Origin of the sequence: Nostoc sp. 2RC (assembly GCF_014222165.1) — a bacterium.
Classification (GTDB): domain Bacteria; phylum Cyanobacteriota; class Cyanobacteriia; order Cyanobacteriales; family Nostocaceae; genus Nostoc; species Nostoc linckia.
In genome coordinates, this window is sequence record NZ_JACKZU010000207.1 from 1 (window position 1) to 14,228 (window position 14,228).

12 protein-coding genes are annotated in these 14,228 nt (G+C 41.7%); 5 read left to right on the forward strand and 7 right to left on the reverse strand.

Annotation, left to right across the window (positions count from 1 at the left end; genetic code table 11):
* The first annotated feature begins 110 nt into the window (after nt 1-110).
* From GNE10_RS21390 to GNE10_RS21405, 3 genes are all read left to right on the forward strand, one after another.
* Complete coding sequence (locus tag GNE10_RS21390; protein ID WP_185566882.1) at nt 111-902, forward strand: YdcF family protein; 792 nt, start codon at nt 111-113, stop codon at nt 900-902.
* An 8-nt stretch (nt 903-910) separates the two neighbouring features.
* Nucleotides 911-1,132, forward strand: a complete 222-nt coding sequence (locus tag GNE10_RS21395) for a hypothetical protein (RefSeq protein WP_185566883.1) — start codon at nt 911-913, stop codon at nt 1,130-1,132.
* Nucleotides 1,133-1,461: 329 nt separating this feature from the next.
* On the forward strand, nt 1,462-1,965 hold the full coding sequence (locus GNE10_RS21405) for a hypothetical protein (RefSeq protein ID WP_185566885.1): 504 nt from the start codon (nt 1,462-1,464) through the stop codon (nt 1,963-1,965).
* Between the two features lie 160 nt (nt 1,966-2,125).
* Here the strand turns inward: GNE10_RS21405 and GNE10_RS21410 are convergent, their stop codons facing one another.
* Entirely contained in the window at nt 2,126-2,314 is a 189-nt protein-coding gene (locus tag GNE10_RS21410; RefSeq protein WP_185566886.1) for a hypothetical protein, read from the reverse strand.
* Nucleotides 2,315-2,489: 175 nt separating this feature from the next.
* Here GNE10_RS21410 and GNE10_RS21415 point away from each other — a divergent pair, with 175 nt between their 5' ends.
* On the forward strand, nt 2,490-2,816 hold the full coding sequence (locus tag GNE10_RS21415; protein ID WP_244917994.1) for a hypothetical protein: 327 nt from the start codon (nt 2,490-2,492) through the stop codon (nt 2,814-2,816).
* Between the two features lie 332 nt (nt 2,817-3,148).
* Here the strand turns inward: GNE10_RS21415 and xerC are convergent, their stop codons facing one another.
* From xerC to GNE10_RS21445, 6 genes are all read right to left on the reverse strand, one after another.
* On the reverse strand, nt 3,149-4,591 hold the full coding sequence (gene xerC / locus GNE10_RS21420; RefSeq protein ID WP_185566887.1) for a tyrosine recombinase XerC: 1,443 nt from the start codon (nt 4,589-4,591) through the stop codon (nt 3,149-3,151).
* Nucleotides 4,592-4,641: 50 nt separating this feature from the next.
* Nucleotides 4,642-4,863 (reverse strand): ferredoxin-thioredoxin reductase variable chain, encoded by a 222-nt coding sequence (locus GNE10_RS21425; RefSeq protein WP_185566893.1) that lies wholly within the window; start codon nt 4,861-4,863, stop codon nt 4,642-4,644.
* A gap of 654 nt (nt 4,864-5,517) precedes the next feature.
* Nucleotides 5,518-7,809, reverse strand: a complete 2,292-nt coding sequence (locus GNE10_RS36405) for a carotenoid oxygenase family protein (RefSeq protein ID WP_185566888.1) — start codon at nt 7,807-7,809, stop codon at nt 5,518-5,520.
* Nucleotides 7,810-7,926: 117 nt separating this feature from the next.
* Nucleotides 7,927-9,363: a carotenoid oxygenase family protein gene (locus GNE10_RS21435; RefSeq protein WP_185566889.1), complete on the reverse strand. Its 1,437-nt coding sequence runs from the start codon at nt 9,361-9,363 to the stop codon at nt 7,927-7,929.
* Between the two features lie 189 nt (nt 9,364-9,552).
* Nucleotides 9,553-10,983, reverse strand: coding sequence for a carotenoid oxygenase family protein (locus tag GNE10_RS21440; RefSeq protein ID WP_185566890.1), 1,431 nt, complete (start codon nt 10,981-10,983; stop codon nt 9,553-9,555).
* Nucleotides 10,984-11,439: 456 nt separating this feature from the next.
* Entirely contained in the window at nt 11,440-13,431 is a 1,992-nt protein-coding gene (locus tag GNE10_RS21445; protein ID WP_185566891.1) for a protein phosphatase 2C domain-containing protein, read from the reverse strand.
* A gap of 235 nt (nt 13,432-13,666) precedes the next feature.
* On the opposite strand from GNE10_RS21445, the gene GNE10_RS21450 reads away from it, so the two are divergent.
* Nucleotides 13,667-14,101 carry an NfeD family protein gene (locus tag GNE10_RS21450; RefSeq protein WP_185566892.1) on the forward strand — a complete coding sequence of 145 codons (435 nt, stop codon included), beginning with the start codon at nt 13,667-13,669 and terminating at the stop codon, nt 14,099-14,101.
* The last annotated feature ends 127 nt before the right edge of the window (nt 14,102-14,228 follow it).

The following is a 14,228-nucleotide window of genomic DNA, read 5'->3' on the forward strand; positions in this document are numbered from 1 at the left end:
GGAAAGGGTAAGGGGGAAAGGTTAAATTTATCCCTTTACCCTTTACCCTTTAACCTTTAACCTTTAACCTTTTCCCCTACCTCCCTATTCCCCAGTTCCTAATACCCAATATGTTTTTATATCTTTCCAAATTACTGCCACTATTTTTTTACCCGCTAGGACTGGCTTGCGTCAGTTTGATAGTAGCTTTAGTCACATTGTGGAAACGACCGCGCATTGCTGCCATTGCCATTACTTTGGCACTAACTTTACTGGTGTTTTGTAGTAATGCCTGGATTGCTAAATCGTTAGTGCGATCGCTAGAATGGCAAAATCTCACCACCACTGAAATACCCAATGCAGAAGCGATTGTGGTGTTAGGCGGCGCTACCAAATCAGCCTTCCCTCCAAGACCTACTGTTGATTTGAGCGAGTCAGGCGATCGCGTCATTTACGCCGCCCAACTTTATCGGCAAAAAAAAGCACCCCTAATCATCCTCAGCGGCGGGCGCATCGATTGGCGTGGTAGCGGTTCCCCAGAATCGGCAGATATGGCCACAATCCTCACGTCTATAGGTATTCCATCCCAGGCAATTATCCAAGAACCATTATCTTTAAATACTTATGAAAACGCTGTAAATGTCCGAAAAATTATTGAGGCGCGTGGTATCAAAAAAGTATTATTAGTAACTTCAGCAATGCATATGCCGCGATCGCTCAAGATTTTTCAACGTCAAGGAATTAACGTAATGGCCGCACCTACTGATTTCCTCGTCAGTGAAGGCGAACTGCAAGAACTCGGCAGCACTCCCAAAGCCGCTATACTGAACCTATTACCTGATACTGACAACTTGCACCAATTTACCACCGCTTTAAAAGAGTATATTGGTTCTTTTGTTTATTACTTACGCGGCTGGCTTTAATTAAGTTCATGTCTAAAAACTTACCCCATATCATTCCCTCGCCTCCGCCTCCAGTTGACGAAGGCTTTGCTACTTACCAAACAACCCATCAGTTTTATCATGAAGTTCAGACGCGGGAAGAGTTTCGGCGTTATTGTGAATGGTATTCTGCTACAGCAGAACGTAATCGCCAAGACTTACAAAAAATGCGCGGCGAACTGAATATTTTCCAGTGGTTTCGCCGCCGTTGAATTAAATAACTTCTAACTCATTTTGTAGCGTTGAGTAGAAAACATTTTTCTGACGGGTTAACCTGTCTGAAAAACTTTTTCTGTAAGAGCCTTGACGGGCTTACAGGGCAAGGGTTATGAAGGTAGGTAGCTAGATAAAGCACTCACTGAGATTTCGCTTCACCTCACTGCTGCAATATCCTCTAGCATCACCCCATGTAGCACGCTCAGCTAGTAGCAGGTTTCGCTTGTCTTCGCTCTTCTTCTGGCTGAATGCTTTACCTAAAAGCCAGCAACTATGATTTGATTCATGTAACATATTTATCTGATGATTGAAAATAAATTAAACTATGTCGGATGTATTTGATTTACTAACAAAGTTCCCTGTATTAATTGGGATTATTATTGGTACTTTTTCAACTGTTATCGGTAGTATATTGGCTCTAATAACAACCATAATCACTAATCGTTCTCAAAGGCATAGGGAGAGAGAACAATGGACTAGAGAAAAAGTACAAGAAATTTATAGTAATTCTATTGCTTCTCTTACAATACTATCTGCCAATCATTCGTTACTTTCGTTACTTTCAAAGGAATTTGCTAACGCTCTCAAATGGTTAAATATTTTGTTGATATATCAGCCACAGAAGTACAAGGAAGAGTTTGTAACTTTGCCCGAAGAAGTTAATTTATTTTCTAGTCAAGACTGGAAAAGATTGGCAGAAAAATATAAAAATCTTAAACTATATTCTGATATAGATATAGTTGGACAAGCTGATGCATTAATAGCGGTAAAAGGATTACTAACTCGTATTATTAAATTGGCATCAGTAGATAAAAGATTACATGGCTAACTAATAAGTGCAGCTATTACAAAGGCTGTGGGAGCTATCCATAATGCCGGAATGCCGTAGTTGCAATTCACATTTGTTATACAGCAATCAGGTAGATAAAAAAATACCTCTAGAGCTAAAATCTAGAGGTATTTTATATATTCAAATTAATAATTAAATCCTACTTTTCTCTATCTTCGTCTAATGCTCTTTGAATAGCACGACGGCAAAATTCTGGAGGGTCATTTTTTGTAGATAGTTCCTCCTTCATAGCTTTGGTAACTCGAAGGTTAACCTGCTCAGTCAACGGCTCCTCACCTTTCCTTTTTCCCGGTTCTAAATTTTCAGGTGTTCCTCTAGGGTTAGGCATTTGTGTAGAAACGTAAATATAGATTTAATCGATTGCTAGCAATCGATTAGAGTCTTTAATCGGTAGGCAATGTGTCTGGAAAACTTGTTACCTACCGATACCACTTTTTTGGAATGGTAACTCTATGTTTACACGTTCAGAACTCGAAATAAAGACTGTACCTGAATTACGCGATATGTGCCGTAGATACGGTGTTCGCCCCACTGGTAGTCCAGCACTCAAGGGAAGCTACATCACTTCTCTGATGTCTTTTGCGATTATCGCTATCAAGCAAATGGAAGAGGGTCGCGGATTAAGGTTGCCTTCACTCGCTTCTATTCAGGTAATAGAGTCAGCGATAGATGAAATGAACACGCCTACAGATGAGCAAGCAGGGTTAATTAAAATCTCAATGGAGGGGAGAAGGATGAATTACCCGGATAGGTATGAGCAAGAAAGGCTATTAGCCTGGTACATGGTGAAAATGAAGCTTGAAGAGATAATGTCATTAATCGCTAGGTAATCAGTTCTCGACCGCATAACCTTACGGCACTCCTCACCGGGGTGCTTTTTTGTTGTGTAGCAAGAGTAAGTGAAAGTTGTTAGATAAGTTGTTAGATGGTATCTCGGCTCAATACCTAGATAGGCTTCATCAACAATGGTGGGCATGAGTATACGCCCAATTTGAATTCGTTACACAATCAAATTCAGGAGGTGGCACATAAAAATACCCTCTAGATTGCTTATTTCTAGAGGGTTTATCATTTGTTAGATAAGTTGTTGGATAAATTGGGGGAAGAGGAGAATAAAAGCAACTACCAATTGCGAGATAGCTGCTAGTCAATTATGTCGATTCTATTCTGGCATATCCTTGTCCTGAAGCAGTTTGTTGATGAGTTCCTGTTGTTGTCGTAACTGTTCTTTGAGTAGGTCGAGTTCTGATTGTTGCTGTGGCTTGTGTGGGTTAATCCTTTCAGCAAAGATAGCTACATCCTGATAATGCTTGTTAGATACCTCTATCTGGTGACCACACCATTTACTAACAACTTTTTCGTCAATTCCTAAATCAAAAACAGCATGAGTAATGAATGTATGTCGCGTGTTATAGGGTTTTATATACTTCGTGAGCTTCCCTTGTTTGATTAGTTCTGGGATAATACCTTTTATTTTCATTGATGGTGACTGACATCCTCTCCATGTCAGTCCAAAAGTTCCAGAATAAATAATTTTTCCCTGCTTGCTTTTAAACACTACTTCACTAGGTTTACCTTGTGGAATCGATTTTAAAAGGTTCCACAGTTCCTCATCCTTGGGCATTGGAAACTTTCTAATTTTGTCTCCCTTGTAAGTCTTGTCATTTTTTAGGGGATAAAATTTTTTCGTTGTTCTGTTACACGTCCATTGGAAAAATATAAGTTCTTTATCCCAATCAATATCACACCATCTTAAAGCGATTGCCTCTCCAGTCCTACATCCAGTAAGGAATTTAAATTTAACGAAATCATGCCAACAAACTCTTGTACGATGATTTTTGAGATATTCAATTATTGCTTGTGCTTCATCCCATGTATAAGCTTTTGCTCTATCAAGTACATCATCATCCACTTCTGTATCAATCTCGTCTTGAGTCTTCCCTTTAGCACCTTTTTTAACCATCTCTTCAGACATACCCTCAAAAGGATTGTGAGTTAACAACCTATTTCTTATTAATCGCTGATACGCCTTTGAGAGATTTGACAACACTTGTTTTACAGTATGGTGATTCCTGTTTTCTACTAACCAATTCCTAATTTTTAAGGCATCCTCAGATTTGGTAGCCTCAATCGCTGACTCAAGAAAGTTTTTATACTCTCCTTGATACGTGTCTTCAAAATAACTTTCTCTTAATCCTGTCTTCCTGTACTCGCAGTACATATCCCACACTTCCATCAAGGACAATTCTGGTTTAGGTGGTAGCCGATCATCTGAAGTTACGGCACTATCTACTATCTTCAAATCTGGTCTAAGTTTCTGGTCAACAAGAATTTCACGATACCTATTTTCGTTGAAGGTTCCGTCTGGGTTAGTCAGCTTTCCCTCCTCCATCTCTAGCTGTAACCGTCGTTTTAATAATCCCGCCTTATCTTCCCATCCTTTTATGTTTGAGATACCCGTTGCTTTCTTCACCTGGTTTTTTTCACCTGGGAATGGGGTACGAGGGAAGCAAGCCTTGACTAACTTCGAGTCAAGACGTACCGTGACTTCACCTTTCTTAGCCTTCCCGGTGGGAGTTTTAGCGCTGTTTACCATAATGCTCATTTGATGCTCAAAGCGTGGATATCAGTTTTTAGATAACTGATATATAAGCATCATAGAGTCTCTAACTCATTTTCACGCAAATGAGCTTTGAATTTTTTAGTAAACTGGACTAAAATCGGCAGATTAGCGCTTACAGGTCTACCTTGCCATTGAGTGACAATATCTATGACTTCGCCTTCTGTGCCTTTGAGGTCAAAAGGCTGATTTCGATGTTCTGGATGATGATAGATTACCACCGAATCTTTAACGCGCACGCGATCGCCAACTTTCATAACAACATTTACACCTTGCATTTGCTTTTCCACAAGTATCTGCTACAAAATATATGATTAAATCGCCCAAAATTTGATTTAATCAGCTATTTCTTGACGCTTCATAGGGGGGCGACGGCGCATTTAACCCTCCGCGTCCAGGCACGTTTTAGCCATCCGTGCATACTTTTCTGAGTTTTTTGCCGCGTTGGCGTATATCGCCCTCACCCTCCGCTTTCACCCCAAAACCAGGGAAACGAAAAAATCAAGCGATATCAGATGTCCTGACTGTTTTGGCAAGACATATAACCTTTTTATCTTCACTCCAGGATGTTCCTTAGGTCAACTCTCTCACCAATTTTCACCCATAATAAATAGACTTCTAAGAGAAGTCGGGAAAAGGGCAAGGGGAAAGGGGGTGCATGTTTGGTATTTTGCCTTTTCCCAATAAAGATGTAAGTAGGCCGATGTAAATAATTATTGTTGGGATAAGGCAGGGGGCAGGGAGCAGGGAGCAGGGGGAGAAAGAGTTTGAGCCTTATTTACTTTTCTTTACATAGTTTGGTTTTATTTCACCGACTTACTTATCCCTTTGACCACAAGAGTCTAAAAAGCACTTTTGCACTTTTACTCCAGAAAACAGTTTAACAAGGGGCTAAAATTGAGGTTTGGTTTCTAGCTAGGAGTTGCTACAAGTGCTTGAGAAATCCATGTAGCATGAAATCCGTAAGGAACGCGCCCAGGCATAATTACCCGCGCCACAGGTTCGGATGTAAAGTTTTGGGCATCAATAACCAGTAATTCAGACTGCTTGACTACCGCGTCCCAGACCATCGTCAGCAACCAACCATCGTCTTCAGTACTAGCACCGGGGCGAGGTGCAAACGCACTATCACCACCAAAGCGCCCACGTCCAAACTCATGCACTTGGGAGTTACCAGTTTCTAAGTCATACTTAATCAGACCATCCAATAATAGTCTGGGTCTCATATATGTTGCTTGCCGTGAAGCATACATATAACGTGTTTTCCGCCCCGTGAAATCATCGTTGATGCGGGGAAATTCTGTAGCAACATCATCTAAAGGTTCTTCTTTCACAACACCCGTCACTAGGTTGATTCGATAGCGATACAGGCGGAATTGTTCAAACTCAGTTTCCCCACCTTCACCTTTGTCTTCTTGAGGAATAAATAGATAGGTATCGGGTGTTCGGGTAGCCAAGAGTACCACCTCGTTACCTTCTTCCCAAGCATTGCCCACATGGTAGAGCATACAGGCAGAAACCTTAAACCAACGGATTGTTCGATTATCGCCGTGGCGGGGTAGGATACCGATACGGCTGGGATTTTGAGCCTCAAATTTAATAGGTAGCTGACCTTGCATGATTCGCATCGGTTTGAAGGTGAGCGGCATATCTAGGAAGATGGTGTAGTGTTCAGTAATGGCAAAATCATGCATCATCACCGGGGCTGGTATGTCAATGGGAACGGTGCGCTTTAATTCCCCTTCTTTGGAAATGACACTATATTCCAGGTAAGGTGGAGCGATGGGTGCGAAGCCGAACACAATCATTTCACCCGTCACTGGGTCAACTTTGGGATGTGCTGTAAAGGTGGAAGCGAGTTTGTCGTTAAAGGTATATACGCCAACTGTTTCTAAATCTGGAAGCCGGATTTCATAAGGTGCGCCAGCTTCCCACAAAGCCAATAATTTACCAGCATGGAATACACATGAAGTATTGGCGGTATTCTTCATCATCAAGCCGTGGGGTGCGTCAAACCTTGGCAAGTTTAACAGCCCAGGCCAAATTGCTTTGGCTTGAGTTTGCTCTACTTTAAACCCATCTGTGCGGATGTAGCGGTTGCGGTAGCTAGCTTTGCCATTGCTCATCTCTACACAGTGGAGCATTCCATCTCCATCTAACCAGTGATGAAGTCCTGTAGGCTTAAATTGGGGATTGGGGCCGTTGCGGAGAAACATTCCTTTTAATTCTTTGGGAAGTTCGCCTTCTACTATGAGATTATCAGCAGTGATTTCTTTTTTGACTGGGGCGAAGTTGTCAGTTAAATAAAGCTTCGCCATATCATCCGCGAGAGTTTTGATATTCGCAGTGACGCTGAAGCGACTGATTACTTGGTAGGGAACGCGAGCATAATAGCCAGTCCCTAAAGCTGTTTGATTAACCATTGACGATCGCTCCATCTGAACTACGCCCGCCAGGAATTTGCTATCGAGCATCATGCTCATGAATCGACGCTGTAGAGTCAGTTGACGGCTGGAGTTGTTCCCTATGTCTGTGGCTGTCAGCTCTTTTAAAAGTTCCTTTTCCTCACTATCCAACTCACCATCGCTATGCATCAGTGAGTTTATAGCTTCATACAACTCCTGAAAATCTTTGTCTTCACTATTTAAATAGGTTTGTAACCACCCATAACATTCTTCTGGCGGTACTGGCCGATCGGACAATAACAACGATTTAATCTCTGGATCGTCAGCCAGTCCTTTCTCCTTTGCCATTCGTTGCAAGAATTCTTGTTCTCCTGGTTCGAGTTCTCCATCGATCCAGGCAATACCAACGAGGAGCTTTAATAATTGCTTATCATCTTTTGCAGCTTTTTCTCTACTTGCAAGTAAGATAGTTTGGGGAATCGCTACATTAAAATGCTCATGATTTTTTGCATTATTACGAATAGTCTTTTCGCTGCTGTACAAGATTTTACTCTTGTCAGGCGTTTTGACTACAATATATAAATCGGGACTGCTTTCAAATATCTCAAATTTGCCTTTAAAATCTGCTTCGGAGTATGCAATTTCAAAAGCTCCATCGCTATTAGTCTTTGCTTGTCCTAATTTATCGTCCTTAACAACATCTTTGTCAAAGGCTTCGATAATTAAGTTAGGAATACCATAATTACTTTCGGCTTCGTAAATTCGTCCACTAACCTGAAAAAGCTTGAGATTATTCATGATGATTTAAAGATTGAAAATTTTTTTTAATTGTCAGTTGAAACGAAAAAAATGCGATATTTAGCTTTAGCCTTAATAGTTGTTTGTGGAATCAGGAAACTCCACAAGAGCTAAATTTTACGCAGGATTCCAAGTGCCGTGGAAACCATGAGGAATGACGCTTGGCAATGCCAGTTTGCAAACAGGTTCTGCGTCTAGGCGATCGCTATCAAATACCCAAACTTCGCTACTATGAGAATTACCATCGTAGACTACTGTTAATACCCAACCTTGTTCAGGATTTTGGCTATCTTGGGCGTGGATGGGTTCTGTGACGTAGCGATTTTCTCCTAAGTCTGCTTCGGTGAGAGTTTCAGTTTGGTAATCAAAACGTGCGATCGTGTTGAACCATTCTTTGCTAGCATCGGCATTTTTTCCGATTAAAGATGCATAAGTGTAACGCCAAGGTTGTCCAACTTGCGATCGCTGTACTACTGGAAACTCACACCTACGGTTGACAACTTCTTGGGCGCTGATGATTTTACCAGTTAGGGGATTGAGACGTATTTGCCACAGCGTACTCAGAGAAAGTGTGTGTGTTTCACCAGTGGCAAATTCTCTCAAGAATTCATTAGTTTGTTCAAAGTCTGAATATCTCACCAAATCTAGAATTATTGTGCCTTCTTCATTCTCATACCCATTGCCAACGTGCCAAGAAAACCAAGGATCGGTTTCACCACGACTAACTAGAGATAGGTTTTCGCGGTCAAAAATCAAAACTTGGGTTCCTAACTGTGGCTTCCACAACAGAGAATCACTAAAGGTGGTCAGACCAAGAATTAATGATAGTAATTTCATGCTCATTGGTGGCATGAAAAACACAAGATATTTTTGCGTCAGTACAAAATCATGGATGATAGAGTAGCGACCTAAATTGAAAGTATTTCTTTGGATAATGTTGCCAGTGTTATCGCTCTTGTAAAGGTTCAGTTGTACAGAAGTACCGATACTGACACCAAAGTTAAAAATCTCGCCTGTGTGTGCATCGCGTTTGTAATGAGCAGAATAAGGTAATTGTTTGGGTAAGGCTCCTAAATTATCTAAGCCTATGGTGTCGAGAGTTTGTAAATCCAGGGCATAGGGATGAGTTGCTTCCCACAAAGCTAATAATTTATCAGGTAAAGCCAAAACTGAGGTATTAGCTGCATTCTTGATCGGCTGGAACCAACGCTGCCAAATCGGGCCTGGTTTGTGCGTTCCATAAACATCATAGAGGAAGCGATCGGCTTGTGTTTCCGCTTGGTATTCTGCTGTTTGCACATAGCGATAGACTCCAGTGGCTCCCGCATCGGTAAAATGAACAGCCAAAATTGCGCCATCACCATCAAACACGTGTCCCACACGTATACCACTGCGTTCAAAGCGTGCAGGGCCATTACGGTAAAGTGTACCGCGCAAACCATCGGGGATTTTACCAGAGAGAACTGGTAGTTTGGTAAGAGGAAATTCCGTTGCAGGCTTAGCGATCGCCTTTGCCCAAGCTTTTTTGGTTGATTGTTGATCGATTGTAGTCATCTCAAATCAATGGAGATTTTCTTTATAAGGAGAATTCAGCAAATCCTGAGTCATAATAAAGCCATGAATTCTGTACGAGTGGTTGATAGCACAGCGGTAGCGAGTCTTGCCTACGGAACGCTGCGCGAACGAGCGTCGCATCTGAAATAGAGTATTCACCAATTCTGAATTCTGTCTTCTGATTCCTTTTTATACAGGATTCCAAGTGCCGTGGAAACCATGAGGAATAACGCTCGGTAATCCCAGTTGGCAAACAGGTTCTGCGTCTAGGCGATCGCTATCAAATACCCAAACTTCACTACTATGAGAATTACCATCGTAGACCACAGTTATTACCCAATTTTGCTGAGGGTTTTGGGCATCTTGAGCAGGTTGTGGTTCTGAAGGATAAAGATTTGGTTTGAGGTTTGTTTCCACAAGGGTTTGGGTCTGGAAATCAAAGCGGGCGATGGCGTTTACTAGTTCTTGGCTAATATCTGTTCCTTTGGAAAATGAGGAAAAATATGTATACCGAGAGGCTTGCCCTACATTTTGGTCTGGTACTTTTGGGAACTCGCAATGTCGGTCTAGTATTTGCTCAATAGATGTAACTTTGCCAGTTTGGGGTTGAAGATGTACTCGTGTTAGTGTACTTTGAGCAGAGGTATGAGTTTTACCTGTGGGTACTTCTTTAAGATATTGGTTTGTTTGAAAGTCTTCGTAGCAGGCAATATCTATAATCGCTGAACCACTAGCATCTAAATGACCGTTGACAAAATGCCACTGAAACCAAGGCTTGGTTTCACTACGACTTACTAGAGATAATGTCTGGCGATCGAAGACTAAAATTTGAGTTCCCAACTGAGGTTTCCACTCTAGGGCATCACCAAAGCTGCTTCCTAGCAATACAGGAAAGAAATTCAGCCGCACTGGCGGTATGCAAAATACAAGATATTGTCCTGCCAAAACAAAATCATGCACTATTGGTATGCCATCCAGAGGGTATGTTGTCTGTTGGATAATTTTGCCAGTGGCATCGCTCTTATAAATATTTAGTTTGGCATTTAATCCGGGAATGATACCAAAGTTAAAAATCTCACCTGTTTGGTCGTCGCGTTTGTAGTGTGCAGAATAGGGTAATCCTTTATTTAACTCTCCTAAATCGTCTTCGCCCCAAGTTTCTAAAGTTTGCAAATCCAAGGCATGGGGTCTACCAGCTTCCCACAGTGCTAAGAGTTTATCTGGAAGTGCGATGACAGAAGTATTAGCAGCATTTTTCACTGGTTTGAGCAATTGATTCCAAAAAGCTCCTGGTGCAGTCATACCATAGTTACCGTAGAGCAGTTTATCTGCTGCGGCTTCTTGTTTGTAGCCAGTTGTTTGCACGTAGCGATAAACTGCGGTGGCTCCTCCATCAGTAAAATTTACAGACAGAATTGCTCCATCTCCATCAAACCAGTGCCCCATCCGCCTACCGCCACGTTCTAGCCGTGCGGGGCCATTACGGTAAAGTTTGCCACGTAAGCCATTCGGTATTTTACCAGAGATAATTGGCAGTTGGGTCAGAGGAAATTCTTTGGCTGGTTCGGCGATCGCACCTGCCCAAGCTTTTTTGTTTGACTGTTTGCTGATTGTATACATTCGCTCGACATCAATGAAGACAATGGTATGAAGACTATTAAGTATTAATAGGAATATATAATGTTACTTTGTCTGAAAATCTCAGATTTTTAATCACAATGCAAGGACAGTTAAGACATTTAAGACAGTTAAGCAAAAATTTAATAAATACTTAATTTTCGGTTTTCAACTCATAAACTACCCTGATGGCAAAATATGGAATATGGATTCAGCGCCTATGAGTTGAAAAACGTTACCTTATTCAATGCTTGAAGATGCGCCAAACTATATGAGGAAGGAACCGCAAAGGGCGCATTCGCGCAGCGTCTCGTCAGAGAAGGACACAAAGAAAGAAAGAAAGAAAGAAAGAAAGAAAGAAAGAAAATTTGGTGCAGCCCCACAAAGAAATGGTATTACCGAGTTGGCTGTAACCACTCTCCAAACTCAACCAATGCCCCATGCCCCATGCCCAAAACCCTACTCAGAACACATTTGCTGCATTGCAGGTATTTGCCGACACACTTGTTCAAAACCTTGAGGATTAATTTGTCGCCAAGCAATTAATCCCAGACTTGTACCCCCTGCAAGGAAAGCCAACAACCCCCCAAGCATTAGTAAACGTTTACGCAAAGCAGGTTTTTTAATTAAAGTTGGTGGAATTTCTTCTGGGGTTGTAGGGGTTGGAACTGGTTCCTCTGGAGTATTCAAATCTAAATCTAATTCTAGTGATTCTTGCGAATCTTCTATAAAAGAAATTGGTTCTTCTTCTAATTCTTGTAATTCTTCTTGTTCTTGTAGTTGTTCAATTTCTGGTTCTAGAACTTCAACTGGCGGTGTGGGAGTAACAGGTGCTATGTATTCTGGGGAAACACGGCAATAAGTTAGAACAACTGAGATATTATCACGCCCATTTTTTTCATTTGCTAGGTTAATCCAATTGCGGGCAGCATCTTCCAGTGTCACCATACCTGCAAATATAGGTTTTGTGTAATCGTACCAATATTGTTCAACCCAGTTGCGATCGCTTAAACCGTCAGAACACAGCAATAAGATACCATCTTCTTCTAAGATGAAACGTTGAGTTGTCAGACGCAAAGATTCAGAATCTCTTGTTCCCAAAGCTTGAGTCAAGGCAGTAGCATCTGGTCTTAAAAGTGCCTGACGATACAAGCTTTTGGCAAAACGTACTTCCCGCGCTGTGACATCATCATCTATTGTTAATAGTTGGCAATAATTTGGAGTAATCCAATAAGCACGGCTATCACCAACATGAGCTAAGTATAGTTCGTGGCTGTTGTTTGATGGCTGACCAGAAATAGTTTCAATTCTTTGTGGAACTTGCACAGCCATGACAATAGTTGTGGCCATGCGTTCTCTGCCTTGACGTTTTTGTTCGTCATTGCGGGCACAAATCACATTATTGACCACTCGCAAGCTGGCTTCTAGCTGTTCTTGTAACAACTGTGGCGATACAACTTGATTTTGTGCTGCTATCTCCGCCAACAAAACGCGAATTTGCAACTTCACAGACTCCACTGCCAAGCGGCTAGCAACTTCACCACCTTCATGTCCGCCAATACCATCGCAAACAATTGATAAGTGGGGTAGTAAGCGATCGTCGAAATCACTCAGTTCATTAGGATAACAAGAATCTTCATTTTGCACCATCACTTTCCCTGTATCCGTCAAGCCTACCATCTTCAGACTTAACGGTAACTCTGCCGCAGATGCTAATAATAAATTATTGAGTTGAGTAGCAATATCATCTAACTCCACCTGAGTTTCACACATGTGCTGGACTATATTCTGCAATCGTTTAGCTATAGATGTTTTGGCAGATGCTAGCCAAGGCTGCCAACATAGTCCTAAATGTTGCAAACTCACTTCCTCAGCTGTTGGTGTTTGATAAAGTTGCAACAATCGCACACACCAACCTTGGACTCTCAAATTATCTCGCATTAATAAACTACGGCTAAGTCCCAATTCAGATAAAGGCTTCCAAAGTTGAAGAATTTGCCACAGCCAATAAACTTGTCGTACAGCCGTTGCTTGCTCCCATACCTCAGCAATACTTGGGTAAATATGTCCCGTTTCATCTATCGGTACATTTTCCAACAAAAGGATATCACCTGCACTCCCCTCAACCCCACGAGCAAACCCATAAACCTGGGGTAAATGTAATCTTTCTTGATACAACCGTAAGTAAGGAACTATTGCTTTTGGCAATTTGTCAGGTACATCTGGTGGCAGTCCTGGTTGACTATCGAGCCAAACTTGATATCTAATTACCTCATATCTATTTGCTACCTTTGTCCCTGGTGGTATTTTAGCGGGTAGCGAGCCTACAGCCCAAAGATAGCGGCGAACTAGGGGAGTTTGACAACTGGCACAAACAGCATTTTCTTCAGGATTAATGGGGTCTTGACAGTTGGGATTTATACAATAAATTTTTGGTTGAATAGAAATCATAAAGGTATAAATGAAAAGAAACAAATCAACTCATGAATTTCAATTAAATTTAGCTGTCAACAACTTGAAGGCTAGAATAGACTGGACTTGTGTACCCCTGGTTACACCTTGTTACTGAAATTAATCAAAGAATTATGTAAAAAAATCAAATTTTGCTTTCCGTTAATAGCTTACATCTGGGTGTATCTAATCTTATAAATGCATTTACGTCAATGTAGAGTCATAGGATAGCGCTATGCCAAGTTTTACTTTAATTTGGCTTCTTGCAGGAGCAGTTCTATGTTTAACAGAACTATTCTTACCATCTGCTTTCGTTGCCTTCATGATGGGAATTAGCGCTTTTGTTGTGGCGCTGTTGTCTGGAGTCGGATTGACAAATTTATGGTTGCAAATTCTCATTTGGCTGTTGCTTTCCACAACGCTAATTGTAGTTTCTCGTCGCTTTTTGCAACCGCGACGACGCAATTCAAAAATTCAAAATGCAGTCACCGCTGAAACCCTAACAGAAATTCCACCTGGAAAAGCAGGGCGAGTCCTGTACGAGGGAAATTCTTGGCAAGCACGATGTGACGACGACAAATTCAGCATAGCGCCCCATCAAAAAGTGTATGTGGTCAGAAGAGAAGGCACAACTTTGATTGTGATACCAGAAAATTTGTTGCATTCTTAGGCATGGGGCATGGGGCATGGGGCATTGGGCATTGGGCATTGGGCATTGGGCATTGGGCATTGGGCATGGGGCAAGCAGGAGGTGTGGGAGGATAGTGAAGAAATCTTTCCCCCCTCTCTCCCCACAC